General features: G+C 63.7%; 29 protein-coding genes. 16 read left to right on the forward strand and 13 right to left on the reverse strand.

Annotation, left to right across the window (positions count from 1 at the left end; genetic code table 11):
• Positions 1-339 carry a hypothetical protein gene (locus FIU89_RS02535; RefSeq protein WP_152491159.1) on the forward strand — a complete coding sequence of 113 codons (339 nt, stop codon included), beginning with the start codon at positions 1-3 and terminating at the stop codon, positions 337-339.
• A 119-nt stretch (positions 340-458) separates the two neighbouring features.
• On the opposite strand, the gene FIU89_RS02540 is transcribed toward FIU89_RS02535, so the two are convergent.
• The 3 genes from FIU89_RS02540 to FIU89_RS02550 all read right to left on the reverse strand — a co-directional run bounded on the left by FIU89_RS02540 (position 459) and on the right by FIU89_RS02550 (position 3,130).
• Positions 459-1,829: a glutamate--cysteine ligase gene (locus FIU89_RS02540; protein WP_152491160.1), complete on the reverse strand. Its 1,371-nt coding sequence runs from the start codon at positions 1,827-1,829 to the stop codon at positions 459-461.
• 63 nt (positions 1,830-1,892) lie between these two features.
• Positions 1,893-2,405, reverse strand: a complete 513-nt coding sequence (locus FIU89_RS02545; protein WP_152491161.1) for a hypothetical protein — start codon at positions 2,403-2,405, stop codon at positions 1,893-1,895.
• Positions 2,402-3,130 carry a 16S rRNA (uracil(1498)-N(3))-methyltransferase gene (locus FIU89_RS02550; RefSeq protein WP_152491162.1) on the reverse strand — a complete coding sequence of 243 codons (729 nt, stop codon included), beginning with the start codon at positions 3,128-3,130 and terminating at the stop codon, positions 2,402-2,404. Before FIU89_RS02550 ends, FIU89_RS02545 begins: the two co-directional genes overlap by 4 nt.
• An 11-nt stretch (positions 3,131-3,141) precedes the next feature.
• Between FIU89_RS02550 and ubiA the strand changes: the two genes are divergently transcribed.
• The 4 genes from ubiA (at position 3,142) to FIU89_RS02570 (ending at position 7,715) form a co-directional block, all read left to right on the forward strand.
• Positions 3,142-4,107: a 4-hydroxybenzoate octaprenyltransferase gene (gene ubiA, locus FIU89_RS02555; RefSeq protein WP_152491163.1), complete on the forward strand. Its 966-nt coding sequence runs from the start codon at positions 3,142-3,144 to the stop codon at positions 4,105-4,107.
• A gap of 63 nt (positions 4,108-4,170) precedes the next feature.
• On the forward strand, positions 4,171-6,093 hold the full coding sequence (locus FIU89_RS02560; protein WP_152491164.1) for an OmpA family protein: 1,923 nt from the start codon (positions 4,171-4,173) through the stop codon (positions 6,091-6,093).
• On the forward strand, positions 6,080-6,403 hold the full coding sequence (locus FIU89_RS02565; protein ID WP_152491165.1) for a hypothetical protein: 324 nt from the start codon (positions 6,080-6,082) through the stop codon (positions 6,401-6,403). Before FIU89_RS02560 ends, FIU89_RS02565 begins: the two co-directional genes overlap by 14 nt.
• A 226-nt stretch (positions 6,404-6,629) precedes the next feature.
• Positions 6,630-7,715, forward strand: coding sequence for a TonB family protein (locus FIU89_RS02570; protein ID WP_172978000.1), 1,086 nt, complete (start codon positions 6,630-6,632; stop codon positions 7,713-7,715).
• Positions 7,716-7,900: 185 nt separating this feature from the next.
• Here the strand turns inward: FIU89_RS02570 and FIU89_RS02575 are convergent, their stop codons facing one another.
• From FIU89_RS02575 to hisD, 4 genes are all read right to left on the reverse strand, one after another.
• A complete protein-coding gene (locus FIU89_RS02575; RefSeq protein WP_152491167.1) occupies positions 7,901-8,464 on the reverse strand; it encodes a helix-hairpin-helix domain-containing protein in 564 nt (187 codons plus the stop codon).
• A 125-nt stretch (positions 8,465-8,589) separates the two neighbouring features.
• Positions 8,590-9,270: an aspartate/glutamate racemase family protein gene (locus FIU89_RS02580; RefSeq protein WP_172978001.1), complete on the reverse strand. Its 681-nt coding sequence runs from the start codon at positions 9,268-9,270 to the stop codon at positions 8,590-8,592.
• Between the two features lie 7 nt (positions 9,271-9,277).
• A complete protein-coding gene (locus FIU89_RS02585) occupies positions 9,278-10,282 on the reverse strand; it encodes a D-cysteine desulfhydrase (RefSeq protein ID WP_152491169.1) in 1,005 nt (334 codons plus the stop codon).
• Between the two features lie 7 nt (positions 10,283-10,289).
• Positions 10,290-11,597 carry a histidinol dehydrogenase gene (gene hisD, locus FIU89_RS02590; protein WP_152491170.1) on the reverse strand — a complete coding sequence of 436 codons (1,308 nt, stop codon included), beginning with the start codon at positions 11,595-11,597 and terminating at the stop codon, positions 10,290-10,292.
• A gap of 304 nt (positions 11,598-11,901) precedes the next feature.
• Here hisD and FIU89_RS02595 point away from each other — a divergent pair, with 304 nt between their 5' ends.
• The 3 genes from FIU89_RS02595 to gph all read left to right on the forward strand — a co-directional run bounded on the left by FIU89_RS02595 (position 11,902) and on the right by gph (position 14,023).
• Positions 11,902-12,594 carry an NAD-dependent deacylase gene (locus FIU89_RS02595; RefSeq protein ID WP_152494374.1) on the forward strand — a complete coding sequence of 231 codons (693 nt, stop codon included), beginning with the start codon at positions 11,902-11,904 and terminating at the stop codon, positions 12,592-12,594.
• A gap of 270 nt (positions 12,595-12,864) precedes the next feature.
• Positions 12,865-13,302 carry a DUF1330 domain-containing protein gene (locus FIU89_RS02600; RefSeq protein ID WP_152491171.1) on the forward strand — a complete coding sequence of 146 codons (438 nt, stop codon included), beginning with the start codon at positions 12,865-12,867 and terminating at the stop codon, positions 13,300-13,302.
• A gap of 58 nt (positions 13,303-13,360) precedes the next feature.
• Positions 13,361-14,023, forward strand: coding sequence for a phosphoglycolate phosphatase (gene gph / locus FIU89_RS02605; protein ID WP_368372982.1), 663 nt, complete (start codon positions 13,361-13,363; stop codon positions 14,021-14,023).
• Here gph and FIU89_RS22165 read toward each other — a convergent pair.
• Positions 14,020-14,169 carry a hypothetical protein gene (locus tag FIU89_RS22165; protein ID WP_172978002.1) on the reverse strand — a complete coding sequence of 50 codons (150 nt, stop codon included), beginning with the start codon at positions 14,167-14,169 and terminating at the stop codon, positions 14,020-14,022. The two genes, gph and FIU89_RS22165, sit on opposite strands and share 4 nt — an antisense overlap.
• A 185-nt stretch (positions 14,170-14,354) precedes the next feature.
• On the opposite strand from FIU89_RS22165, the gene FIU89_RS02610 reads away from it, so the two are divergent.
• Positions 14,355-15,650 carry an acetylornithine deacetylase/succinyl-diaminopimelate desuccinylase family protein gene (locus FIU89_RS02610; RefSeq protein WP_254701773.1) on the forward strand — a complete coding sequence of 432 codons (1,296 nt, stop codon included), beginning with the start codon at positions 14,355-14,357 and terminating at the stop codon, positions 15,648-15,650.
• Positions 15,651-15,763: 113 nt separating this feature from the next.
• Positions 15,764-16,111: a hypothetical protein gene (locus FIU89_RS02615; RefSeq protein WP_152491172.1), complete on the forward strand. Its 348-nt coding sequence runs from the start codon at positions 15,764-15,766 to the stop codon at positions 16,109-16,111.
• Between the two features lie 14 nt (positions 16,112-16,125).
• Here FIU89_RS02615 and panC read toward each other — a convergent pair whose 3' ends face one another.
• Both panC and panB read right to left on the reverse strand, forming a co-directional pair.
• Positions 16,126-16,968 (reverse strand): pantoate--beta-alanine ligase, encoded by an 843-nt coding sequence (gene panC / locus FIU89_RS02620; RefSeq protein WP_152491173.1) that lies wholly within the window; start codon positions 16,966-16,968, stop codon positions 16,126-16,128.
• Complete coding sequence (panB, locus tag FIU89_RS02625; protein ID WP_152491174.1) at positions 16,965-17,792, reverse strand: 3-methyl-2-oxobutanoate hydroxymethyltransferase; 828 nt, start codon at positions 17,790-17,792, stop codon at positions 16,965-16,967. Before panB ends, panC begins: the two co-directional genes overlap by 4 nt.
• A gap of 252 nt (positions 17,793-18,044) precedes the next feature.
• Here panB and FIU89_RS02630 point away from each other — a divergent pair, with 252 nt between their 5' ends.
• The 6 genes from FIU89_RS02630 (at position 18,045) to FIU89_RS02655 (ending at position 24,132) form a co-directional block, all read left to right on the forward strand.
• On the forward strand, positions 18,045-18,824 hold the full coding sequence (locus FIU89_RS02630; protein WP_152491175.1) for a hypothetical protein: 780 nt from the start codon (positions 18,045-18,047) through the stop codon (positions 18,822-18,824).
• Entirely contained in the window at positions 18,821-19,987 is a 1,167-nt protein-coding gene (locus FIU89_RS02635) for a winged helix-turn-helix domain-containing protein (RefSeq protein ID WP_254701774.1), read from the forward strand. Before FIU89_RS02630 ends, FIU89_RS02635 begins: the two co-directional genes overlap by 4 nt.
• Positions 19,988-20,059: 72 nt before the next feature.
• Positions 20,060-20,800, forward strand: a complete 741-nt coding sequence (locus tag FIU89_RS02640; RefSeq protein WP_152491176.1) for an SDR family oxidoreductase — start codon at positions 20,060-20,062, stop codon at positions 20,798-20,800.
• Positions 20,801-20,957: 157 nt separating this feature from the next.
• Positions 20,958-22,016 carry a GDP-mannose 4,6-dehydratase gene (gmd, locus tag FIU89_RS02645; RefSeq protein WP_152491177.1) on the forward strand — a complete coding sequence of 353 codons (1,059 nt, stop codon included), beginning with the start codon at positions 20,958-20,960 and terminating at the stop codon, positions 22,014-22,016.
• On the forward strand, positions 22,013-22,945 hold the full coding sequence (locus FIU89_RS02650) for a GDP-L-fucose synthase (RefSeq protein WP_152491178.1): 933 nt from the start codon (positions 22,013-22,015) through the stop codon (positions 22,943-22,945). Before gmd ends, FIU89_RS02650 begins: the two co-directional genes overlap by 4 nt.
• The gene (locus FIU89_RS02655) at positions 22,942-24,132 is read left to right on the forward strand and encodes a DegT/DnrJ/EryC1/StrS aminotransferase family protein (protein ID WP_152491179.1); all 1,191 of its coding nucleotides are present in this window, start codon (positions 22,942-22,944) and stop codon (positions 24,130-24,132) included. The genes FIU89_RS02650 and FIU89_RS02655 overlap by 4 nt, the downstream gene beginning before the upstream one ends.
• 59 nt (positions 24,133-24,191) lie before the next feature.
• On the opposite strand, the gene FIU89_RS02660 is transcribed toward FIU89_RS02655, so the two are convergent.
• Genes FIU89_RS02660 through FIU89_RS02670 form a run of 3 tightly spaced genes read right to left on the reverse strand, consistent with a single transcriptional unit; the run spans position 24,192 to position 26,719 of the window.
• Positions 24,192-25,151, reverse strand: coding sequence for an SIS domain-containing protein (locus FIU89_RS02660; RefSeq protein ID WP_152491180.1), 960 nt, complete (start codon positions 25,149-25,151; stop codon positions 24,192-24,194).
• A 51-nt stretch (positions 25,152-25,202) separates the two neighbouring features.
• Positions 25,203-26,123 carry a rhodanese-related sulfurtransferase gene (locus FIU89_RS02665; protein WP_152491181.1) on the reverse strand — a complete coding sequence of 307 codons (921 nt, stop codon included), beginning with the start codon at positions 26,121-26,123 and terminating at the stop codon, positions 25,203-25,205.
• Between the two features lie 47 nt (positions 26,124-26,170).
• Positions 26,171-26,719: an NADPH-dependent FMN reductase gene (locus FIU89_RS02670; RefSeq protein WP_172978003.1), complete on the reverse strand. Its 549-nt coding sequence runs from the start codon at positions 26,717-26,719 to the stop codon at positions 26,171-26,173.
• Positions 26,720-26,795: the final 76 nt, after the last annotated feature.

The raw sequence follows: 26,795 nt of genomic DNA on the forward strand, positions 1-26,795 counted from the left end.
ATGTTGACTTACTTGCTGAGCTTTATCGGACTGTCGCTGTTGGCGTTGGTCGCCCTGACACGGATGATCGTGCTGATCGGTTCGATGCAGCGGGAGTGCCCCGAGACCGGGCCAGCGGCGCGCTTGGTCGCCGTGACCGTGGCGACGGGATTTTGCGCCATCGGCGCGGGGGGCGTGTTTCTCATCGCGGCGGCATTCCCGCTGCTGGCGCAGGCCCCGATGATGGCGTTCTTCGTCGGATTGGGGCTGGCGGTGCTGTGCCTGGGCTTGGGGTTCTCGCACGCGGTAAATACGCTGCGGCTGATGCTTTACAGGTCGAACGTGCTTGCCGATAGCTGAGACCGGAGTTGAAAAAGCAAAAGGCCGCTCCGGTCCGGGCGGCCTTTTCTGTTTGTGCGGGAACCCCCGGGTCCAGCCCGGGGCAGGCTCCCGGGTCAAGCCCGGGGCGGGTCCGCCCATCAGTAGCTGAATTCTTCGTAGATCCGGGTGAGGTCGCCGTTCCAGGCGCCGTGATAGCGGTCGAGCAATTCGTCGGCGGGCACGCGGCCGGACTCGACGCTTTCCTGAAGTGCGTTGAGGAAGTGGATCTCGTCCGGGACCATGCCGCCGGCGCCGGGGCGGGCGCGGGCCTTGAGGCCGGCTTCGGCGATCGACAGAACCTCGCGCGCGAGATCGTGCATCGAGATGTCGCCGACCTTGGCATCGAGGGCCTGTTCGCTGGCCGCCACGCGCAGCGCGTCGCGCGTCTCGGCGTCCCAGCCCTTGGCCACGTCCCATGCCGCGTCGAGCGCGGACTGGTCATACATTAGCCCCACCCAGAAGGCGGGCAGGGCGCAGAGCCGCCGCCACGGCCCGCCATCGGCGCCGCGCATTTCCATGAATTTCTTGATCCGCGCCTCGGGGAAGATCGTGGTCAAGTGATCGGCCCAGTCCGAAAGCGTCGGCGTTTCGCCCGGCAGGGCGGGCAGTTCACCCTTGAGGAAGTCACGGAAGGACTGGCCCAGAGCGTCGATATATTGCCCGTCGCGATAGACGAAATACATCGGCACATCGAGCGCGTACTGGGCATAGTGCTCGAAGCCGAAGCCGTCCTCGAACACGAAGGGCAGCATGCCGGTGCGGTCGGCGTCGAGGTCGCGCCAGACGCGGGCGCGCCAGGACTTGTGACCGTTGGGCTGCCCGTCGAGGAAGGGCGAGTTGGCAAACAGCGCGGTGGCGACGGGTTGCAGCGCCAGGGCCACGCGCAGTTTCTGCACCATGTCGGCCTCGGATGCGAAATCGAGGTTGACCTGCACGGTGCAGGTGCGGCGCATCATGGTCTGGCCCATCGTGCCGACCTTTTGCATGTAGGCATCCATGAGCTTGTAGCGGCCCTTGGGCATCATCGGCATGTCGTCGTGACGCCAGATCGGCGCCGCGCCGAGGCCGATGAAGCCGACACCGACCTTGTCGGCGACATCTTTAACCTCGGCCAGGTGCACGTTCACCTCGTCGCAGGTGTGGTGGATGGTCTCGACCGGCGCGCCGGAGAGTTCGAGCTGTCCACCGGGTTCAAGCGACACGTTAGCGCCGTCTTTTTCCAGGCCGATCAGGTTGTCGCCTTCCATGACAGGAGACCAGCCATGCTTGTCGCGCAGGCCTTCGAGCACGGCACGCACGCTTCGGTCGCCCTCATAGGGAATGGGTTTGAGCGTGTCCTTGCAGTAGCCGAACTTCTCGTGCTCGGTGCCGATGCGCCAGGTGTCGAGCGGTTTGCAGCCGCTTTCGAGATAGCCTGCCAGTTGGGACTCGGACTCGATCGGGCCGCCGCCTGATTGGGGGATGGACATAGAGAATTTTCCTGCATTGCGCGCGAACTTGGGGGAGAGGCTTGGCCCGAATGGGCAGGGGTGTCAATGCAGCCGATTGGTGTATGTGGACCAGACGGTGACGGTTTCGCGATCTTGTGACGAGAGTGCTGCGAGCATTTTTTGCACGCGCAGGCCGGGCAGGGTGGTGAAGGCGTCGAAGAGCGTGTCGGCGCCCTGGGCGGTCGTCGGGATCATCAGGGCGGGCTGGCCAGGCTGGTGCAGGCCCCAGTGGGCAGGCTTGGTGGCATGTTCGAGCGTGAGGCGGGACATCTCGGCCAGGTCGACGGTGCCGCCCGTGAGCGGGCCGAAATAGGTGACGCGGCCCTCATCCACCTGGACGATGCCGGGCCCGCCAGTGGCGCGGCGGAAGCGGGCGCGTTGCAGGCCGATGAACGTGAGTGCGGCCCCGACCGGCAACAGGATGTAGCCGACCCACGAGAGGATGCCGATGAAGCCGACCGACCACCATGCGCCGAGGGCGACGACGCCCGCGCCGATCAGCACCTCGCGCCAGCGGCTGAGACTTGCGGCGGCGTCGGGGCGGATGAAGCTCATGCCCAGTCTCCGAAGCGCTGTTGCCACACGGTCATGGCGGCCACGGCGGCGGTGTCGGCGCGCAGGATGCGGGGGCCGAGGGACGCGGCATGAGTGAAAGGCAGGTCGTGGAGGCGCGCGCGCTCGGTGTTTGAAAAGCCGCCCTCCGGGCCGATCAGGATGGCCCAGGGGCCTGCATGACCGTCTTGTCGAACGGCCTCGTTTGCGCCGGCCAGTGCCTCGTCGCAGAACATCAGGTGGCGGTTGTCGGGCCAGTCTGCGAGCAGGCGGTCGAGCTTTTGCAGGTCGGTGACGTCGGGGACATAGGTGCCGCCGCATTGCTCGGCGGCCTCGACGGCGTGGGCCTGGAGGCGATCCTGTCGGATGCGTTCGGAATTGGTGAAATCGGTCTGCACGGGGATGATGCGGGCCGCGCCCATCTCGGCGGCTTTCTCGACGATGAAATCGGTACGCGCCTTCTTGATCGGCGCGAACAGGAGCCAGAGGTCGGGCGGGTTCTTCTGGGGCCGGGTGTGTTCCTCAACCAGCAGCTCGCCGCCGCGCTTTGATGCCTGTGCGACTGTCGCACGCCATTCGCCATCCTGCCCATTGAACAGAAGTACAGCGTCACCCGTTCCCTGCCGCATCACCCCGAAGAGATAATGCGCCTGATCGCGATCCAGAGGAACCGTTTGCCCTTCCCCGAGGGGGTGCTCTACATAAAGCCTGATCTTTGCAGTCGACATGAGGCCAACATATGACCGGACCGAACCAGACGCCAGATGCGACCGGCGAAGTGGCCGATGCCGTCAAGGGCAACTGGGTGGATCGGTCGGCCCCGGGCTGGAGCCGACCCTATCTGCGGTTGAGCCGGGCCGACCGGCCGATCGGGACGTGGCTGCTCTTGCTGCCGTGCTGGTGGGGGCTGCTGTTGTCGATGCTGCATGACGGACGGGCCACATGGCACGACCTGTGGATATTCGCGGGCTGCGGGATCGGGGCGTTTTTGATGCGCGGTGCGGGCTGCACGTGGAACGACATCACCGACCGGCATATCGACGGGTCCGTGTCGCGCACCGCGTCGCGGCCCATACCCTCGGGGCAGGTCAGCGTGACGCAGGCGCTGGCCTGGCTGGTGGCGCAGGCTCTCGTGGCGTTCTGCATCCTGCTGACTTTCAACATGGCTGCGATCATCCTCGGGATCATCTCACTGGCGCCGGTGTGCATCTATCCCTTTGCCAAGCGGTTCACGTGGTGGCCGCAGATCTTCCTTGGTCTTGCGTTCAACTGGGGCGCGTTGCTGGCGTGGACGGCGCATAGCGGGCGGCTGGAATGGCCGGCGGTGGTGCTGTACGTGGCCGGGATTGCATGGACGCTGTTCTATGACACGGTCTATGCGCAGCAGGACGCGGAAGACGATGCGCTGATCGGGGTGAAATCCACCGCTAGGCTCTTTGCCGACCGCACGCCGGTCTGGTTGCAGCGGTTCCTGATCGGCGCGGTCAGCCTGATGGCCATCGCGGTGATCGGCGCGGCGGTGGGCGGCTCGGCGCTCGCGGTGCTGGTGGCGTTGATCGGCCCCTGGGCGTTCGGATGGCACCTGTTCTGGCAGCTCCGGCAATTCGACATGCAGGACGATCCGACGCTGTTGCGGCTGTTTCGGTCGAACCGCGATGCGGGCCTGCTGCCCCTGCCGTTTTTCGCCGCAGCCCTGTTCGTCTGATTGCACTCGGGGCCGGTGGCGCATAAATAGGCCGGGTGGTAAACAACGGCGAGCCTTGGGTTCATGCGCCTTTCCTCCATCTTCGCCATTCTTGGTACCTTCTTTCTGGCCTTCGTCCTGTGCCTTTTCGCGGCGCGATTCTCGGTGCAAGTGATCGAGGAAGGCTCGCGCAACGCGGTGCGCGACACGCTGGACGAGCGCGGGATGACATGGACGGAAGTAGATGCCGACGGGTTGCAGGTATTCCTGGCCGGTACGGCACCGTCCGAGGCCACGCGCTTTCGCGCACTGTCGATCGCGGGAAGCGTAGTGGAATCGGCCCGGATCATCGACCAGATGCTGGTGGCCGACAGTGCAGATATCGCGCCGCCGCGATTCTCGGTCGAGATCCTGAGTAATGACAGCGGGCTGTCATTGATCGGTCTGATCCCGGCCGAGACCGACCGCGAGCAGCTGATCGAGGACGTGGCCAAGAATGCGCCCGGCAAGGAGGTGACCGACCTTTTGGAGATGGCCGATTATCCGCATCCCGAGACGTGGGATGACGCGATCGGATACGCGGTCGACATCCTCAAGCAGATGCCGCGCACCAAGATCTCGGTCGAGGCCCGCAGAGTGAGCGTGGTGACCATGGCTGACAGTCACGAGGACAAGCGCAACCTGGAAACGCAGCTGGCCCGGCGAGTGCCTGAAGGTGTGCGCCTGTCTCTGGACATCTCGGCGCCGCGGCCGGTAATCACGCCTTTCACGCTGCGCTATCTGCTGGAGGATGGCGAGGGCAGCTTTGACGCCTGCGCCGCCGATACCGAAGCCGCAAAGGACCGTATCCTTGCCGCCGCAGGACAGGCCGGCTTGCAGCAGAAGGCGCAGTGCACCCTTGCGCTGGGCGTCCCGTCGCCACAATGGGGCCGCGCGGCGGAACTGGCGATTGGAGCGCTGGGCGAGTTGGGTGGCGGCAGCGTGACCTTCTCGGACGCCGATATCGCGCTGGTGGCCGCCGAAGGCACGGATGAAAAGCTGTATGACACGGTGATCGGACGGCTGGAGACCAGCCTGCCGGACGTCTTTGCATTGAAGGCGGTGCTGCCAAAGCCCAAGGATGCCGCCGAGGAAGCGCCGCCGGAGTTCGTCGCCACGCTGTCGCCTGAAGGGCTGGTTCAGATCCGTGGCCGGGTCGAAAGCGCGCAGGCGCGGGAAATGGTCGACAGCTTTGCCAAGGCAAAGTTCAGCTCTGACGTGGTCAGCACAACCGCGCGGGTTGCTGAAAACCTGCCGACGGACTGGACGGTGCGCGTGCTGACCGGACTGGAAGCGTTGGCGTATCTGTCGAACGGGGCCGTGACCGTGGGGCCGGAAAGCATCGCGGTAACGGGATTGACCGGGCAGCAAGACGCCAGCGCGGAGATTTCGGCGATGTTCGCCGCCAAGCTGGGAGAAGCCGCGGATTTCGACATAGACGTGAATTACCGCGAGGAACTGGACCCGGTGGCGAGCAAACCCACCCCGGAGGAGTGCGAAGCGCAGATCGCCGAGGTGCAGGCCGATAGCAAGATCACCTTCGAGCCGGGTGAGACGGATGTGGATTCCAACGGTGCGCAGATCATGGACCGGATCGCCGATATCCTGAAGGCCTGTGGTGAAATCCGCATGGAGATCCAGGGCCACACCGACAGCCAGGGACGCGAGGTGATGAACCAGCAACTGAGCCAGGCGCGGGCACAGTCGGTTCTCAACGAGTTGCGGTCGCGCCGTGTACTGACATCGGCCATACGGGCCAAGGGATACGGCGAAAGTGATCCGATCGCCAGCAACGACAGCGAAGAGGGCCGCGAGGCCAATCGCCGGATCGAATTCCGGGTCATCCGGCCGGAACCGATCAAAGAACAGCAAACAACGCTTGAAGCGCTGGAAGAAGAAGCGCTAAACGAGACCGATGCGGCGGGGGGCGACGCCGAGCAGGAAACCGGGACGGATGAACAGAACTGAATTTATCATAGCCACGGCGATCGTTTTGTTCGTGGCGTTCTGCATGGGATGGTTCGCCAATTGGTTGGTGCATCGGTTCATTCGGGTGTCAGGGTCCGACGTTGGCGAGTTGGAGCGCATGGCGCAGGAATTGCACGAAGCCGAGGAAACCCGCGACCAGGCGATCACCTACCTTCAGCAGCGCGAGGCGGAACTGACCAACCAGCTGAGCCAGACCGAGGCGGAACTGTCGGCCACGATGGACGGGCTGCGCGAGGCACGGCACGAGGCCGAGGAACTGCGCAACGAACTGGAAAAGAGCCGCGCCTGACCACGCGGTGCCCCGGGCCGGCGGTCGATCACGATAGCGTAGGCCGTGGTTTCGTGTCGGAGCGGCTTGGCGTAATCTGCCGGCGCAGTGGGGCATGGCCCCGTCTCCGAGGATCGGTGAGCCGTGTTCATGCCAGATAAACGCCTTGCTTTCAAAACGTGCCTGAATGGCCAGGCCGACGGTCAAATCGGCCTGTGCCATGCGCGGGGCCCGGCTCGATAGTGGCATGATCAAACGATCCATCCCCGTGGCCGTGGTGGCCATCCTCGTATCGCTGTTCCTGCATGCCGTCGGCGTTGGTTGGCAGGACATTGTTGACGATTCCGAAGACACGACATCTGCACCGCAGGAGCAACCGGTGCCAGACACGGGACGCGCCTTCGAGGACCTCGCCGAACCGTTGCCGGAGCCACCAGAGCCGGAGCCGACCGAGGCGGTCGAGCCGCGCGATGTGACCGAGCCGGACACGATGCAGACATCCAATGCGATGGTGGCCTCCGACAACCCCGAGGAGGTGACGGCCCCGGACGGCCCCGAGGGCGAAACCGGAAGCCCGGACGAAGGCGCCGGAGAGGAGTCCGAGGACGTTGCCGAGAACAGCGGCGAGGATCAGAGCACATCCGACATCGCGATGATTGCGCCCGATGCGCCGGACGCCGAGCCGCAAGCGCCCGAGGGCGTCGAGCAGGGCGCGCCCGAACCTGCCGAGGACGCTGCCGAAGCCGAGGAGACGCCGCGACCCGAGGAGGTCACACCGGAGACCGACGAGGCGGCGCTTGCTCCGACGCCGGAGGCACCTGAGAACGTGATCGCGGCGGAGGAGCCGAACCTGGAAGCCTCGGCGGTCACCAGGTCTCTGCGGCCGCCCAGCACCCGGCCCACCGCCGAGCAACTGGGTGTGCCTGAACAGCGCCAGGCACAGGCGCGGCGAACTCCGACCTACGAGTCGCCTCTGACCGCGTACAAGCGAGATGGTACAGACCTGACGGCGCTTGGCCGCGTCGGCAGCGCTTCGCCGGGCGATTTCGGCGGATCGGGCGGACAGGGCAACGCCGGTACGACCAATTACGCCGGGCGTGTCCTGATGCAACTCAATCGCAGGCCGCGGATAGACAATCAGGCGACAGGCTCCGCGCGTGTATATTTTCAGATCAATCCGAACGGGTCGCTGGCCTGGGTGCGCATTCTCAACAGTTCCGGATCGGCGGGCATAGACAGCGCTGCAGAAGCCCAGGTACGCAGTGCGGCTCCCTTTCCTCCGCCGCCGAGCGGGCAGCCCGAGAAGCTGGTATTCTTCTATCGCAATCGGTAATGGCGATGAACGGGCGCAGGACATGGCAACGATCTGAATAGCGGCCGAGATATTTCGAACTGGCCGCTTGCAACGGTGCTTGGCAGTCAATCAGCCAAATCGTACATCCGGCGGTCCGTTCGAGCCATCCCAAGCCGCATCGGTCGACCAGCCTTTGAGCAGCGTGTTTTGTTCGCGGCGCAAGATCAGGCCATGGACTTGGCGGCCTTTTTCTTGATCTTCTTGGCTTTCCTGTCTGCCTTGGCCTTGATCTCCTTAGCTTGAAGCTTCAGCTTCTTGGCTGCCTTCTTTGCCTTTGATTTGGCTTTCCCGGATTTCTTCTCGGCTTTGTCGGCCGCCTTCCTTGCCGCTTTTTCGGTTTCGTCGGCCTTCTTTTCCGCCTTGGCTTTTATCTTTTTCGCGGCTTTCTTGGCCTTCTTTTCCGCCTTCGAAGGAGAGTCTTTTTTCGCGTCGTCCTTCCCCTTGCTTTCCGCGGACCTGGTGCGCTTCTTCTTGCCGGGATTGGTCTTGGCCGCAGGGCGTGCCACCGCAGCGTCGCGATCGGTTTGCGACGCGGGGTCGGGTGTGGGTGCCGTGATCTGTTTTGCACGTGCGATCAGAACCGGGGCCGTGGCGGCGCCGACGCCGCGCACGATCACGATGTCCGAGGGGTGAGCTTTCGCCAGGGCTTCGGCATCCGGTATCCCGGCGGCGATCATTTGTGAGGCAAGGCCAGGGCCAATGCCCGTTATGCGCGTGAGGTCTGTCATTCTGGATAGTTCCGTGAGTGGTTTGTTGTGCGAAACGATTGTTCGATTTGGGATACAATGTATATACAAGTAGAGATTGTCAACAGACCAATTTCTGAGTTCTGGAGCGCCGTGGTTGCGGCGACTCACTTTGTCGAGAAATCGACGACCGCCTTCACCAGGCAGTCCAGGCTGTCGGTATAAGGGATGGCGTCCGGGAGGCTCTCGCTCATCAGGGAAAGTTCGGTGCAGGCGATGAGCAGGTGATCGGCGCCTTTGTCCGCCATGCCTGCCGCGATGCGTCCCATGTGGGGCGCGAGCGTGGTCAGATCGCTCCCGGCTTTGACCGCGCGAATGATGTCGAGAAGGTCGTCTTCGTCATCGGCCCAGAGCGGCTTCAGGTCATGCGCGTCGAATTTCGTGTCGAATACGCCCACCTTGCGCGTCGCGGGGGAGGCTAACATGCCAAGGGTTCCCGCGCCGGTTTCGTCAAGATGCCGAGCCGTCAGCTCTATCATGTCCAGGAACGGCAGGCTGGTGGCATTCGCAACGGCCACCGCGTAGTGGTGAGCGGTATTGCATGGCATGGCCAGCGCCTGGGCGCCAGCGCGTTCTAGATCCTGCGCCATGGACATCAGAACTGGCATCGGGTCCTGCCCGTCGCCGTCGATCAGCGCCTTGATCCGGGACGGCACCTGCGGGTTCTGATGTACGATCAGGGGAACATGGTCGGCGTCGTCCTGCGCGGCGATTGCGGAAAGGACCTTTTGCATGAGCAGGATGGTGGCCTCCGGCCCCATACCGCCCAGGATTCCGACCGGCTTCATCAGGCGCCTATTTCGGCACGTCGAAGCAATGGCTGTAGCCTGTCAGGCCGATCGCTCCGCCGGTGTGAAGGAAGACGATGCGCTCGCCTTTCTTGAAGTGCCCCTTGCGGCAGAGGTCGATGAGACCTGCTGCGCCCTTGGCCGAATAGACCGGGTCAAGCAGGATCGCCTCGGTCCGGGCGAAAAGGTCGATGGCTTCCAGCGTGTCTTCGGCGGGGATGCCATAGCCGGGACCGACGTAATCGGTGTTTGCGACCACGTCCTCGCGCGCGACGACACCGGGACAGCCCAGCTTCTCGGCCGTCTTGACGGCGAGGTTGTAGACGTTTTCCTCCTGCTTGGGTTTCGGTGCACGGACGCCAATACCCAAAAGCGGGATTTGCGCGTTCATCGCCTTGAGGCCCGTGATCAGGCCCGCCTGCGTGCCCGCCGATCCTGTTGCGTGAACGATGTGGTCGACGTTCAGGCCCATCGTGACGAACTGGTGCAGCAACTCGAAGGCGCAGTTGACGTATCCAAGCGCGCCGGTGGCGTTGGAGCCGCCCCCGGGGATGGTGTAGACCTTTTTGCCCTCTTCGCGAAACTTGTCGGCCACCGCTTCCATTTCGGCGTTCATGTCGAGATCGGGGCCGCGATGTTCCATCGTTGCGCCGTGCAGGTGATCCAGGAGGACGTTGCCGTTATACTTGTAGTTGTCGTAATTGTAGCCGGTCCGGTCCTCGAGAAGGATGTGGCAGGCGAGCCCCAGCTTGGCCGCTGCGGCCGCGGTCTGGCGGGCGTGGTTCGACTGGGTCGCGCCCTGGGTCATCACCATTTCAGCGCCCTGTTCCTGTGCTTCGGCCATCAGGAATTCCAGCTTGCGGGTCTTGTTTCCGCCGGTGGACAGCCCCGTGCAATCGTCCCGCTTGATCCAGATCTCGGGGCCGCCCAGAGCCTCGCTGAGACGCGGCATGTGTTCAAGCGGCGTGGCAAGGTGGGCGAGGCGTACGCGGGGAAACTTTGCAAGGTTCATCTGGGTCTTATCCTTTGGTATTCGCTGTGAGTTTGGCAGGTCCGGTGCATTTGTCCAGCCGGATATCGGCGGCCAGGGCGTGGCCCTCCATGCGTTCGGCGCGACTGATGGCGGCGGTGGCGCGCGCGAGGTCGGCAACAGCGTCGTCCGAGACGGTCTGCCAGGTCACGGTTTTGAGAAACTTGTGCACCGATAGACCGCCGGTGTAGCGGGCCGCACCCGACGTGGGCAGCACGTGGTTTGGGCCCGAGGCCTTGTCGCCAAAGCTGACGGTGGTGTTCTCGCCAAGGAAAAGCGAACCGTAGGCCGTGAGGCGGGAGCGCCACCAGTCGAGGTGTTCGGCCATGACCTGCAGGTGCTCGGGCGCCTTGGCGTCGGCATATTGCGCCATGTCTTCCGGCGTGTCGCACAGCACGACTTCGGCCAGATCGGCCCAGGCCTGTGTCGCGGCGCGGCGGTTGGGCTCCGGCAGTTCAGCGATCAGGTCGGGCACGCGGGCAAGCATGGTGTCGGCAAGCGCGCGGTCCGTGGTCGCCAGCCAGACGGGACTGTTATGGCCGTGCTCGGCCTGGCTGACGAGGTCGACGGCAACGACCTCCGGATCGGCGGTGTGATCGGCCAGCACGAGGCTGTCGGTGGGGCCCGCGAACATGTCGATGCCGATGGCGCCGAACAGCTGCCGCTTGGCCTCGGCGACGAAGGCATTTCCGGGACCCACAAGAATATCCGCCGCCGGTGCGCCGAACATGCCGAAGGTCATCGCGGCGACGCCCTGCACCCCGCCGATGCACAGGATGCGCGTCGCACCCGCGAGATGCATCGCGAAGAGCATTGCGTCGGGAATACCCGCCGCGCCGTTCGGCGGAGAGCAGGCAGTGATGTCGGGTACGCCGGCCTCGCGCGCCGTGGCGATGGACATGAGCGCAGAGGCGATATGCGTGTAGCGCCCGCCCGGCACATAGCAGCCGGCCGCCTGCACCGGGATCTGGCGCTGACCCGCGATCAGGCCGGGGCGCAGCTCGATCTCCATGTCCTGGGCTGTGGCGCGTTGGGCCGCGGCAAAACGAGAGATGTTGTCGTGCGCCCAGCGAATATGCTCCTTCAAATCCTGCGGAACGCGGGCAATCGCGGCTTCGATGCTGTCCGAGGATACCGCGATATCGCCGGTCCAGCCATCCAGTTGCCGCGCGTATTCCAGCGCGGTTTGCGCGCCGCCGGCCTTGAGACGGGCCAGCATCATTTGAACGGTATCGGTGACGTCGGCGATCGTCTGGGGCGGTTGGCCGGGGGCGGTCTTGAGGTAGGTAAGCGGCATGGCAAATCTCCTGTCCGTTTCGGATTGCGCCCTCTGGCCGTGTCAGACAAGGGACATGATCGGAAACCGCCGCTGTTTTTCCAGCTGCCAAAGGGTGTTTTCAGGAAATACGAAACTTCCAGCGGTCACGATTTGAACGCATTGAGCAGTGCTCAGCGCAGAAAATTCGTACGAACTCTCTCGGAGGGCCGAAGCCGCGCGGCCACGCAACACTGGTCGCTGGATATCAAAATCGGAGGGTTTCAAAGCTATCGCTAGCAGGTAAATTGAGCCAAGAATGAGTTTACCCGGAGGCAACGCCCTGATGTCCAAATTCGTGATCCTGACGGGCGCGGGCATTTCGGCCGAAAGCGGGCTTGGCACGTTTCGCGATCAGGACGGGCTGTGGGCGCAGCACCGGATAGAGGATGTGGCGACGCCGGAGGGGTTTGCGCGCAATCCGGGCCTGGTGCAGGAATTCTACAACGCCCGGCGTGCGCAGGCCGCTGCCGCGCGTCCCAACGCGGCGCATGAGGCGCTGGCGCGGCTCGAGTCGGAAAATGCGGGCGAGGTATTGATCATAACGCAGAACGTGGATGGCCTGCACGAGGCCGCGGGCAGCCGCAACGTGGTGCACATGCATGGGCAACTCGACCGCGCCCTGTGCCATGCCTGCGGCCACCGCTGGCCGGCGCCGAAGGTCATGCAGCCCGAAGATACCTGCCCCGAATGCGGGCAAAGGGCGACCCGACCGGACGTGGTGTGGTTCGGTGAGATACCCTACGGGATGGAGCGGATCGACCCTGCGCTGGCCGATGCCGATATCTTTGCGGCAGTCGGGACATCGGGCAATGTGTATCCGGCGGCGGCCTTTGGCCAACATGCGCGCCGGATGGGTGCGCATACGGTGGAACTGAACCTCGAGGTATCCACTGCATCGCGCGATTTCGCGGAGCATCGTCGGGGCCCGGCAAGCGAGGTCGTGCCGCTTTGGGTCGAGGAGATGCGGAGGGCGTGAGTGGTTCCCCCCCGGCACGTGGTTTTCTACGCGATACCACAGGCCGATTTGGCTGTTCAGACTCAACCGAAGGGGATCGCGGGTGCGTTGGGGCTACAACACCGAGATGAAGTTCGGCCAAGGGCCGCATTCCGGATCACCCCGGTGCCGCGGATGATTGAACAACTCCCTTGGTAAACGAGTGTTGGATGTTCGGTTGCAGACGACGAGCCCGCAACGCTTTCCTTTCCGGTTCGCGCCCGGCAGAGTGACGGCACGAGAGGGAGCCGGATGTCGCACTACATTGATCCGACGAAAGAAAGCTTTGCCGCGTTTCGGGCCATGGCTCGCGAAGGCCCGGTCCAAATGCTCAACCTGATCCGTCTGCGTGAAGAGGCGGATTATAGCGACGGTACCATCGCGACCGGGGCGAAGGCTTATGCCGCCTACGGACGGGAAAGTGCGCCGGTTTTCCGCGATCTGGGCGGCCGGATCGTATGGGCAGGACAGCCCGAGATGATGCTGATCGGACCACAGGACGAAGGCTGGGACGTCGCGTTCATCGCGGAGTATCCAAGTGTCGATGCTTTCGTCGGTATGCTGCGCGATCCGGTCTATCGCCGTGCGGTGCGGCACCGGCAGGCCGCGGTGGCGGATTCTCGTCTTGTTCGAATGCGGCCCGGCACGCCCGGAGGCGCGTTTGGTGAGTTCGTTCTGAATGATGCCTGAGGCGGGATCGACATCCGGACGCCGGTCGCGTGCTGTTATCTTCGATCTGGACGGTACCTTGATCGACAGCGCGCCGGATATTCACGCCGCCGCCAACCGGGTGCTGGCGGGTCACGGCATTGCACCTTTCACCCTGGCCGAGGCACGGGGGTTTGTCGGCCACGGCGCGGCAGCATTCGTCAGGCGATGCCTTGCCGCACGGGGCCTGGACGACGATAGCGCGTTGCAGGCGCAGGTCCTCCAGCAGTTTCTTGACGTCTACGAAGGTGCGGTCCACCTGACGCAGCCGTATCCCGGCGTGACCGCGTGCCTCGACGCCCTGGATGGTGCCGGTGTCGCGCTTGGCATTTGCACCAACAAGCCCGAGGGGCCGACGGCTTCGGTGCTGGCGCATCTGGACCTGGCGCGGTATTTCAGCGTGATCGTCGGCGGTGATACCTTGTCGGTGCGCAAGCCCGATCCGGCACCCTTGCTGCGGGCCATCAGTCAAACCGGCTCAGAGGAGGTCATCTTCGTCGGGGACAGCGAAGTGGATGCGGAAACGTCCCGGACGGCCGGCGTGCCTTTCGCGCTTTTCACCGAGGGGTATCGCAAGACCCCGGTTGACGACCTGCCCCAGGCAGGCCGGTTCAGCCAGTTCGCTTCATTGCCCGCGCTGGTCGACAGGGTTCTGGGCGACCGCGATGCGCCGCCTGTTGTCAGGTCCGGGGCGGATTGCTAGGCTTTCGAGATGCAGATGTTGCTTGGCCGTTCGACCAGATGCCTCAGATCAGTGTGACGCTCGCCGATGCCGGCGATCAGCCGGGTATAGCCGAAATGTACCGGGTGGTACCGTGTCGGGGTGAGCCCGAGCTTTCGGATTTTCACGTCTGTCCGACCAGGATCAAGGTCCTCCCGACCTTGTTAAAGTGGTTTCACGTCGGCGAGTGCTGGTTCGGCAGGACCGTGCACCAGTCGTGCCGGGTCATCGCTTGCCGCCTGACACAGGCCGGCATTTTGCCGGGCAATCCAGGAGGTATCGCCATCGGACATGACGTCAGCAGGGCGTGGGCGTGACCGAGGGTGTGACGGCAAAGCTCCTGGCTGAAGTGGCCGCGCGGCGCGATGACCTGATCGGCCTGACGCAAGACCTGATCCGCATTCCTACGCTTAATCCGCCGGGCGCGAAGTACCGCGAAATCTGCGACCTTCTGGACCGACGGCTTCTGAGGGCCGGGTTTCAGACCGAACTGGTACGGGCCGAGGGCGCGGTTGGCGACAGCGATCGGTATCCGCGCTGGAACCTCGTGGCGCGACGCGACGGCAGCGCGCCAGGCCAGTGCGTGCATTTCAACAGCCATATCGATGTGGTCGAAGTGGGCCATGGCTGGACGATGGACCCGTTCGGTGGCGAGGTGAAGGAGGGGCGCGTTTACGGGCGCGGGGCCTGCGACATGAAAGGCGGGCTCGCGGCCAGCATCGTTGCGGCGGAAGCATTCATCGCTGTCTGTCCCGACTACGCGGGCGCGATCGAGATAAGTGGCACCGCGGACGAGGAGTCGGGCGGCTTCGGCGGCGTCGCATACCTCGCGGAGCGGGGCTATTTCAGCCCCTCCCGGGTTCAGCATGTCATCATTCCCGAGCCGTTGAACAAGGACCGGATCTGTCTTGGCCACCGGGGCGTCTGGTGGGCCGAGATCGAGACGATGGGCGAAATCGCGCATGGCTCGATGCCGTTTCTGGGCGATTGTGCTGTCCGGCACATGGGCGCCGTGCTGGCGGAGATGGAAGCGAGCCTGTTCCCGGCGCTGGCGGAGAAACGCACGGACATGCCTGTTGTGCCCGAAGGTGCCAAGCAGTCGACGCTCAACATAAACTCCATCCACGGCGGTGAACGAGAGCAGGAGGCCGACTATACCGGGTTGCCGTCGCCCTGCGTGCCCGATCGCTGCCGCATGGTGATCGACCGGCGTTTCCTGATCGAGGAGGATATCGGCGAAGTCGAACGGGAAGTACGCGACGTGCTGGAGCGCGTGCGCGCGGGACGGGCCGGCTTCGATTACACGATCAAGGGCATCCACAGTGTCGAGCCCACGATGACCGCGCGCGATGCGCCGGTGGTGGGGGCCGTCGCACAGGCGGTGCAGACGGTATTCCGGCGCGAGGCCGAATATGTGGTCAGCCCCGGCACCTACGACCAGAAGCATATCGACCGGATCGGGCGGCTGAGCAACTGCATCGCCTATGGGCCCGGTATACTCGACCTCGCGCACAAGCCGGACGAATACGTCGATATCGAGGATATGGTGCAAAGCGCGCAAGTTATGGCATTGGCATTGCACAGCCTGCTGTCTGGCGACGGCACATGATCCCCGCGCCGACCTGGGGCGCGTGACCTGGGCCAAGATGGCCTGCACGTGTCGGCTTGAACTGGCCGGGCATCGCCGCATCTTGATCGGATATCGAAATCAGGAGGACGATTGTGAGACATTTCTTATGTGCCGCCGTAGCGGCGTTCGCGGCGACGCCGCTTTGGGCGGGTGAACTCGCGTCTGGCGACGAGATCACGTCAACGATTTCAGGCAACACCGTGCAGGGCAGCATGGCAGACGGCTCTGCCTATACAGAGTTCTACGACACGGACGGCACGATCAAGGGTGCCGATTACACCGGCGCGTGGCGCGTTGAGGACGATCAGATGTGCTTTGACTACGGCGAAGAAGAAAACTGCTGGGGCGTCGCGATCGATGGAGAGTCCGTCACCTGGATGAACGGTGACACCGCCGACGGAACGGGCACCGTCGTGTCGGGCAACCCGAACGAATTCTGACGCCACTATCAGCTTCAGACGGCGATATTGTCGATCAGCCGAACCCCCGCGAGATAGGCGGCGGCGAACAAGCGAGCAGGCTGCGCGGTGTCGGTGACACTGCGCAGATCGCTTTGGGACCGCAGGTCAAGGTAATCGACCTTGGTGAAACCCGCCGTGAGCAGGCGGTCTACGGCACGTTCCCGTAGGGGGGCGAGAGCTTCGCCATGGGCGAGGCCTTTGGCGATCTCCTCCATTTCCTCGTGCAGTCGCGGCGCGATCGTGCGCGCGCGATCGGACAAAAGCAGGTTCCTTGAACTGAGCGCCAACCCGTCAATGTCGCGGATCGTGGGGCACCCGTGCACGGTGACGCCGAGATCCAGATCGGCGGCAAGTCGGCGCACGACGAGTAACTGCTGAAAATCCTTTTCACCGAAATAGGCATCGGTCGCCCGTGTCTGCGTGAAGAGTTTCGTCACCACCGTGGCCACACCGTCGAAATGGCCGGGCCTGTGTGCCCCGTCCATCACATCGGTCAGGCCGGACACCGACACGTTCGTGGCGAAACCGCCGGGATACATCTGGTCGCCATCCGGCACCCACAATGCGTCGACCTCGAAACGCGCGAGCTTTCGCGCATCGTCATCCTCAGTTCGGGGGTAGTTGGCCAGGTCTTCGGGGTTGTTGAACTGCTTTGGGTTGACGAAAATCGTCACGATCACATGGTCGCAGTCGCGCTTTGCGGCCGCCACAAGCGACAGGTGACCGTCGTGAAGCGCGCCCATGGTCGGCACGACGCCGATGCGCGCGCCGGCCCGCAGCCAGGGGGCGGTCATCGTCCGCAGGTCAGGCAGGCTTCGCAGGATAGGCGCAGTCACGTGTTCGGTGCCTTGTTTGAATAAACGTGCTCCTCGCCCGGAAAGGCGCGGGCGCGGACCTCTTCTGCGTAGGTGGCGATGGCCCGTTCCGCCTCTTCGCCCAGATGCGCGTAGCGCTTGACGAATTTGGGCTTGAACGCGGTGAAGAGCCCCAGCATGTCGTAATGCACGAGGATTTGCCCGTCGCACCCGGCCGAGGCACCGATCCCGATCGTGGGTATGCCTATCTCGCGGGTGATTTCGTCCGAAAGTGGGGCGGGCAGTTTCTCGAGAACGACCGAAAATGCGCCCGCCTCGGCGATCGCACGCGCGTCTCTCAGAACCTTTCCGGCGCCTTCGTCGCGGCCTTGCACCCGATAGCCGCCCAGCGTGTTGATGGATTGCGGCGTAAGGCCGATATGCGCCATGACCGGCACGCCACGCGCCACCAGAAAGGCGATGGTGTCGGCGATATGAGCACCGCCTTCGAGCTTGACCGCCGCACAGCCGGTCTCGGCCATGAGGCGCGATGCGTTTCGGAAGGCCTGAGCAGGGCTTTCCTCGTACGACCCGAATGGCATGTCGACGACCAGCATGGCGGTCTTGAGACCCCGTGCCACGGCCTGACCGTGCAGGATCATCATCTCCATCGTGACGCCCAGCGTGTTGGGCAGGCCATGCAGCACCATGCCCACGCTGTCGCCGACCAGCACGAAATCGCAATGTGGATCCATCAGTTCCGCCATGGGCGTGGTATAGGCGGTCAGCGACACGATCGGCGTGCCACCTTTCATAGCGCGGATGTCGTCGGGAAGTGGCGCTGATTTACGGCTTGTGGCGCTCATGGGACGCTCCGGAAATGTGCTCGGTGCGAAAGTGCCTAGCAGGTATGTGAAGTTGAATCCAGCGCGTAAGGTCCGAAGGAAACACGCTGAATTCCCGGCGATTCTCGTTGCGAGAAACAGGTGCCGCAAGGCATTTCGGAGCGGGCCCGTCGGGAAGGGGCTTTCAAACCGTTCGAGAATCCTTAGGTTGGCCTTGCGCAGATGCGGAGCGCGCCCCGCGTTTGCTCTGCCGCCACGGATAGGAGACGTCTCTTGCGTTTTGTTGCAGTTCTCGCCTGGCTGATCCTGGCAGGCACCGGGGTTGCCCTTGCCCAGGACCGCGACACCCGGGCGGAACGTCAGGAGGTCATCCGACTGTTGGGTCAATTGCCCGACATCGCGCCCATCCGCGAGGACCTTCGCCTGTTAGGATTTCGCGGCGACAACCTGGATCTGGCAGTGGCGCAGGCCGAATTGCTGTATCGCGACCCGGTCATCGCCGGATACGTCGCCGATCAGGTCATTGCCGCGTTCGAGGATCCGACAGCCGTGCGCGTTTCGGACGGCCTGATGTGGCCTCTGATCGAACGCGGGCTCGGCCACCTGCCGACCCGGGACCTGAAGTTCTATTATACCGTCGAACGCAAGATCATGGAGACACTTACAATCCGGCAGTGCGGTATGGCGGTAAGCAACCGCATGCGCCCGGCGCGGTTTGCCGAACTGACGTCGCGCGTGGCCGCCCGTCTGAATACGGACGCGTTGGAAAAATACTATCGCATCCAGGCACAGGCGGCCCGCATTGGTGCGCGGCGCCAGCCGGTGCGCTTGAGCGAGGGCGCGGCACGTCGGGTCGAAGAGCGACTTCAGGCCAGCATGACGCGCAGCATCATGGCGACCGACCGCGCCGGTGATCTGATGCAGGCGATGATCAACCTCGACCAGGCCAGCACGACCGAGGCCTGCGCCATCGGACGGCTTTTCATGAACACGGTCCTGCAGCTGGAGGGCCGCGCCCTCAGCGATACGCTGGTCTACATGAGCCGCCCTTGAGCGCGCCGCTGCGCATCGGGAGTCGGGCCGCACGCCGGCTTTGGCTTCACGCCAACGGGCTGGCCGACAATCCCTCCGGCGCCGTCGATGTGATGAAGACGATCCGGCAGTTGGGATTCGTGCAACTCGACACGATCCGGAATGTCACACGGGCGCATCATCACATCTTGTGGAGCCGGAACCGGAACTACCGCGAGCGCAGCTTGTGGCCGTTTCTGAGGGGGCGGCAGCTTTTCGAGCATTTCACGCACGATGCCTCGTTGATCCCGATGGACGTGCTTCCCTACTGGCAGCGGCAGTTCCGGCGCTTGGGGGCGAAGGTGTCGCGCGCGGACTGGTATCGCTCCGGGTTGGCCCAAGAGGATATCCGGCGCATCCGCGAGCGCATCGCCCGGGAAGGAGCGCTTTCGACCCATGCGTTCGACACAAAGGCGGAAAGCCGCGAGATGTGGGCGCGACCGCCTCATAAAAAGGCGCTCGAACAGATGTGGTACGCGGGAGAGCTGGCAACCAGTCACCGTGAGAACTTCGTGAAATTCTACGATCTTGGCGAGCGCGTGTTCCCCGCAGCCCTGCGCCAGTGCCCGGGCGAGGAGAAGGCAGCCGACTGGCTGTGCGATGCCGCGCTGGATCGGCTGGGGATGGCCACTGTGGGTGAGGTGCAGCGGTTCTGGGACGCGATGGATGCGCGCGAGGCGAAGGCATGGTCGGAGCGTCGCGACCTCGTACCGCTGGAGGTCGAAGGCGCGGACGGAACCTGGCGGGCGGCCTGGGGTGTGGCAGATATCGAGACGCGTCTGGCAGCGGCGGAGGGGCTGTCGTCGCACCTACGGCTGCTCAACCCGTTCGACCCGGCGATCCGCGACCGGGTGCGGCTGGAGCGTTTGTTCGGCTTTGCCTATCGCAACGAGATGTTCGTGCCCAAGGATCAGCGCATCTGGGGCTACTACATCTATCCCCTGCTGGAAGGGGACCGCTTTGTCGGACGGCTGGAGCTGAAGGCCGACCGCGCTGCGGGCTGGATCCAGGTAACCGGGTTCTGGCCGGAGCCGGGAGTGAAATGGACCGCGCAACGAGTGGCGAAACTGGACCGCGAGCTGACCCGCTTCGGCCGCCTTGCCGGGATCGCGGATATAGGCTGGAGCGTGCCCCGTCCGGCGTGATCCGTCAGGCAGGGTTGAACCAAGAGCCAAGGCAAGCTGCCATTTGAAGACAGGCGGCAAGGGAGGACCGAGATGCGATTGCAAGGAAAGACGGCGGTGGTGACCGGCGGGGCCAGCGGATTTGGCGCGGGGATCGTGCGCAAATTCGTGGCCGAAGGGGCCCGGGTGATGATCGCCGACCTCAACGGTCCCGGCGCCATGGCGCTGGCCGAGGAACTGGGCGCGGCGGCCTGCCCGGTGGACGTGTCGGACGCGGCCAGCATGAAGGCGCTGACGCTGGCCACCGAGATGACGTACGGCCTCCCGGATATCGTTGTGAACAATGCCGGAATCACACACCTGCCGCAGCCCGCCGAGGAGGTTCCGGAAGACGAATTCGACCGGGTCTTCGCGGTCAACTGCAAGTCGGTCTACCTTGCTGCGCAAGCTTTCGTGCCGGGGATGAAGGCACGCGGCTCGGGCGTATTTCTGAACGTCGCCTCGACGGCCGGCGTCAGCCCGCGGCCGAAACTGAACTGGTACAATGCCTCGAAGGGATGGATGATCACGGCGACGAAGGCGCTGGCGGTGGAACTGGCACCCGAAGGAATTCGGGTGAACGCGCTGAACCCGGTGGCCGGGGAGACGCCGCTCCTGAAGTCCTTCATGGGCGAGGACACGCCCGAGATGCGGGAAAGGTTCCTGAGCACGATTCCGCTGGGCCGATTTTCGACACCCGAGGACATGGGCAACGCCGCGGCCTTTCTTTGCAGCGACGAGGCGAGCATGATCACTGGCGTCTGCATGGAGGTCGATGGCGGGCGATGCATCTGAGCGGGGCATTTTCCGCGCGGAAGATGGGATAGAAAATGCGCATTTTCTATCCCGGAACTTGCGCAAATTCCGGGCCCCGCCGGTGGCGTAGGGCCTGTTCATTTGCCGCATGAGGCTTTATCGGATGACGACGGACGAGACCGCGAGGACGAGACGCATGAAGAAAGCACTGGTTACCGGCGTGACAGGGCAGGACGGTGCCTATCTTTCGGAGCATCTTCTGGCAGAAGGCTACGAGGTGCATGGCATCAAGCGACGCACGTCGCTGTTCAACACCGACCGGATCGACCATCTGTTCGAAGGCGAGCCTGGCCGGAAGGAACAGTTCCAGCTGCATCACGGCGACATGACCGACAGTTCCTCGCTGACGCGCATTCTTCAGGCTGTGCGTCCCGACGAGGTATATAACCTCGCGGCGCAAAGCCACGTCGGGGTCAGCTTTGAAGAACCGGAATATACCGCCAATTCCGATGCCATGGGCGCGTTGCGACTGTTGGAGGCGATCCGGTTCCTGGGACTGGGCGACAAGACGCGATTCTATCAGGCGTCGACATCCGAACTCTACGGGCTGGTGCAGGAAACGCCGCAGCGCGAGACGACGCCTTTCCATCCGCGCAGCCCCTATGCCGTGGCCAAGCTATACGCCTACTGGATTACGGTGAACTACCGCGAGGCCTATGAAATCTATGCCTGTAACGGCATCCTCTTCAACCACGAGAGTCCTATTCGCGGAGAGACTTTCGTAACCCGCAAGATCACGCGGGCGCTGGCGCGGATCAAGCTGGGTACGCAAGAGGAGCTGCGCCTCGGGAACATGGACGCACTGCGCGACTGGGGCCATGCGCGCGACTACGTCAAGATGATGCACCTGATGTTGCAGCAGGACAAACCCGAGGATTACGTCATCGCCACGGGCCAGCAATACTCGGTGCGCGAATTCATCAAGTGCGCGGCCAACGTGCTGGGTATGAGCGTGACCTTCGAGGGCGAGGGTGTCGACGAGGTGGGCCGCGACGAGAGCGGCCGCGTGATCGTGCGGGTCGATCCGGCCTATTTCCGCCCCGCCGAGGTGGAGACCTTGCTGGGAGACGCCAGTAAGGCACGGCAACAGCTTGGCTGGACCCCGGAGACGCCGTTCGAGACACTGGTGGAGGAAATGGCGCTGTCGGATTTCGAGGAAGCGGCGGCGCAGAAGCGGGCGCAGGAGCAGGGATGAGGGTATTGCTGACCGGCGGGCGCGGCATGGTTGGTCGCGCCATCCAGGATCATCCGGGCGCGGCGGCGCACCGGATTGTCGCGCCGACCAGTACCGAACTGGACCTGACGGATCGCACTGCCGTGATGGAATTCGTGGCCGAAACCGCGCCTGACATCCTCATCCACGCGGCGGGCCGTGTCGGCGGGATCCAGGCCAACATGGCCAACCCGGCGGCATTTCTGACCGAGAACATGGACATGGGATTCAATATCGTCATGGCCGCGCGCGACGCCGGCGTGCCGGTCCTGCTGAACCTCGGCTCAAGCTGCATGTATCCGCATGATGCGCTGAACCCTCTGCACGAGGACAGCCTGGGAAAGGGCGAGCTGGAGCCGACCAACGAAGGCTATGGGCTGGCCAAGGTGGCGGTGGCGCGGCTATGTGCTTTTGTCAGCCGGGAACGCGAGGACCTGGCTTACAAGACCTTGATCCCGTGCAACTTGTACGGGCTGCATGACAAGTTCGACCCTAAGGTGTCCCACCTGGTGCCGGCGATCATCCGCAAGGTGCACGAGGCGAAGGAAAACGACGCCGAGACGGTGGAGATCTGGGGCGACGGGACCGCGCGACGCGAGTTCATGTTCTCCGGCGATCTGGCGGATGGCGTCTGGGCGGCGGCGGAACGGTTTGACGCGCTGCCGGCGCGGATGAACATCGGGTTGGGCTATGACTACTCGATCAACGAGTATTACGCCGAGGCCGCCCGCGTGATCGGCTGGGAGGGTGAATTCGTGCATGACCTGTCGCGCCCCACCGGCATGAAGCAAAAGCTCCTGGACGTAAGCGCGCAAAAGAATTTTGGCTGGGAGGCACGAACCTCGCTGGCCGAAGGGATCGCGCAGACCTACGCGCATTTCCAGGACCTGTTGGAACGGGGGGCAGCATGAGCGAGGCAAAGGGGTTCCCGTTGGCGACGACCAGCTGGGACGAGAAAGAACACGCGGCCATCGACCGGGTGGTGAAGTCCGGCATGTTTTCGATGGGGCCGGAGGTGAAGGCCTTCGAGGAGCAGTTCGCGGCGGCGATGGGATCGGCCCATGCCGTGATGGTGAATTCGGGCTCTTCGGCGAACCTGCTGATGGTGGCGGCGCTGAGGTACCATTCGAAGATCGACCTTCCTGCCGGGGCGGAGGTGATCGTGCCCGCGGTCAGTTGGTCGACGACGTTTTATCCGCTGCACCAGTACGGTCTGCGGCTCAAGTTCGTGGATATCGACGCGGATACGCTCAACTACGATCTTGAGGCGCTGGAGGCGGCTATCGGGCCGGAGACGAAGGCGGTCATGGTGGTGAACCTGCTAGGCAACCCCAACGATTTCACCCGGATCGAGGCCCTTGTCGCCGGGCGCGACATCGTGATCATGGAGGACAATTGCGAAAGCCTCGGTGCCACGTTCCAAGGGCGGCAGGCGGGCACATTCGGAATCGCGGGCAGCTATTCGTCGTTCTTTTCGCACCACATCGCCACAATGGAAGGCGGGTTGGTGGTGACCGATGACGAGGAACTCTATCACATCATGCTGTCGGTCCGAAGCCACGGCTGGACTCGGCATTTGCCGAAATTCAACCATGTGACCGGCAAGAAGAGCGACGATCCGTTCGAGGAAAGTTTCAAGTTCGTGCTGCCGGGTTACAACCTGCGCCCGTTGGAGATGAGCGGGGCGATCGGGCAGGAACAGATCGCGAAGCTGCCGATGATTGTGGAAGAACGGCGCAAGAATGCCGAGGCTTTCCGTGGCCTGATGCAAGGCTATCCGCAGATCCGTACCCAGCAGGAAATCGGCCAATCGAGCTGGTTCGGCTTTTCGATGGTCGTGCAGCCCGATGCCGGGTTCTCACGCGCCGAGCTGATTGCGTCTCTGGTGCGGCAAGGTGTGGAATGTCGGCCCGTCGTGGCGGGGAATTTCGCCAAGAACGAGGTTGTCACGAAGCATATGGATCACGTGATACATGGCTCGTTGAAAAACGCGGACGACATCGATGCCAACGGGCTGTTCATCGGCAACCATCATTATCCTCTGAGCGATCAATGGGATCTTCTGCGCGCGGCGCTTGACGCCGTGGCACGCTCCTGAGGGATCGTCCCAGACTATTCTGCGAATAATCCCGCCTGAGAAAATTCGTACGAATTTTCTCAGGCGACGCCGGCGCGCAGGGCGTCGTGAATGTGGACGAGGCCGACAAGGCGATTATTGGAATCGGTCACGAGCAGCACGGTGCGCTTGTTGGAGTTCATCACCCCGAGCGCCTCGACCAGGAGCGTATCCGGCGCGGTGACAAGAGGCGATTTCGTGGCGACTTCGCCTGCTGTGTGTGTCATCAGCCCGTCCATGTTGCGGCGCAGGTCCCCATCGGTAACGATGCCGACAAGCTGATCCCCCGAGACGACGGCGGCGACGCCAAAGCTCTTGCGGGTCATTTCCACCAGAGTTTCGCCCATGGGAGTGTCTTCGGTCACCAGGGGCAGTTCGTCGCCCGTGTGCATCACTGCCGAGACCTTCAATAGCTGTGCACCCAATGTGCCGCCGGGATGGAAGGCGAGGAAGTTCTCACGCTCGAAGCCACGCAGTTTCATCATCGCGACAGCCAGCGCGTCGCCCATCGCCATGGTGCAGGTGGTCGAGGTGGTGGGCGCCATGCCGATGCCGCAGGCCTCTGGCGCGTCGGGCAGTGTCAGGACGTGGTCGGCCTGTCGCGCCAAGGCGCTGCCGGGTTTCTTGGTGATTGCCACGAGCGGAATCGAGTAGCGTGCGCAATGGGCGGTGATATCGGCCAGTTCGCGGGTCTCGCCGGAGTTCGAGATCAGGATCACGGCGTCCTGCCCGGTGACCATTCCGAGGTCGCCGTGGCTGGCCTCGCCTGGGTGGACATATTGCGCCGGCGTGCCGGTGGAGGCGAAGGTCGCTGCGATCTTCGCCGCGACGTGGCCGGACTTGCCCATGCCAGAGACGATGACCCGGCCCGGCACCTTTAGCAGGCGGTCGACCACGGTGTCGAATGTCTCGGGCAGGGTGTCGCGCATCAGGTCGAGCGCATCGCGTTCAATCGTCAGCACGTCACGCGCAATGTCGGTAGGGGTCGAAGTGTCCGTCATGGAGGTCGCTCTTCTATGCTGCGCCGAGCCTGTCCGAGCGGGCAGGGCCGGTCAAATCTCGTCCTCGTGGACGATCTTGATGTGGGTGGTGCCGCGGGCTTCGGCCAGAGCCATCTGTTTCTGGCGTTCGCGAAAGCGGTTCTTGTCGGCCTCGGTGGTTTCATGCGTGCAGAGGTGGCAGGCGACACCTTGTTCGTATTCGGCGCGCTGCGTGTCTTCGGGCAGGATCGGCCGGCGGCAGGCATGGCAGAGCAAATGCGGGCCTTCCTCGAGGCCATGACCCACCGACACGCGGCCATCGAAGACAAAACACTCGCCGTTCCAGGTGCTGTCTTCAGGGGGAACCTCTTCAAGGTATTTCAGAATACCGCCCTTGAGGTGATAGACATCATCGACCCCCTGGCCCAACAGGTAGTTGGTGGACTTCTCGCAGCGGATGCCTCCGGTGCAGAACATCGCGATGCGCTTGTTGTGAAAACGGTGCTTGTTTTCCTCCCACCATGCGGGGAAGTCGCGGAAGCTGTCGGTCTTGGGGTCGATGGCGCCTTGGAACGTGCCGATGGCCACCTCGTAATCGTTACGAGTGTCGATGACGGCGACGTCGGGCGACTGGATCAGGTCGTTCCACTCTGCGGGGTCGACGTAGTGCCCGACCCGTGCGACCGGATCCACGTCGGGCTGACCCATCGTGACGATCTCTTTCTTGAGGCGCACCTTGAGGCGACGGAACGGCTGGGACGCGGCTGTGCTTTCCTTCCACTCCAGATCGGCACAGCCGGGCAGGCCTTGGATGTGGGCGAGCACCGCATCGATCCCGGCGCGCGGCCCCGCGATGGTGCCGTTGATGCCTTCCTGAGCCAGCAGGAGAGAGCCGGAAATCTTCTCGGCCTCGCACAACGCGAGCAGTGGACCCTGTATGGCGGCAGGGTCGTCGAACCGGGTGAAATGGTAGAGCGCGGCGATGGTATACATGCGCCGCGATCTACGCCCTTCGGTGGCGTTCGGCAAGCTCTGCGCGGTCAGCCCTTGGCGGTCTCGGTCAGGCGCTTCAGCTGCTTGGCGATGAAGTCGCGCGTGTCTTCGTGAGCGAGTTTGCCGTTCTCGATCTTGCCTGCCGAGCCGCCGATGGCGATCTCGAACCCGGCCTGAACGTTCGCATTGATGACCGATAGTACCTGGCGCAGGTCGTAATGCGCGGTAAGGCCCGCCGTGGCCCCGGGCGACTGCGTGATGATCAGCGAGGGCTTGCCCGAGAAGGGCGCGTTGGGTTCCTTCGACATCCAGTCGATGGTGTTCTTCAGAACGCCCGAGGTGCCGCGGTTGTATTCCGGCGACACCACGATGATGGCGTCCGCGGCGGCCAGTTTCTCGGCCAGGTCGCGGACCGCCTGCGGAGAGGTGTCGCCATCCTTGATATCCTCGTTGTAAAGCGGGATATCGGCAATGTCGTGCCGGGTGACGGTCACGCCCTCGGGCACCAGCTCTTGCAGCGTCTCGGCCACGGATGTGCTGTGACTGCCTTGGCGAAGCGACCCGCTGATCGTTGCGAAATTCAGTGTCTTGGTCATGTCATGTCTCCTTTGCTCGCATACATAATCGGTTGGCGAATTAAGGAAACAGTAACTCTCGCAGGATTTCTCTGCA

The sequence above is a fragment of the Roseovarius sp. THAF27 genome, from assembly GCF_009363655.1.
Lineage (GTDB): Bacteria > Pseudomonadota > Alphaproteobacteria > Rhodobacterales > Rhodobacteraceae > Roseovarius.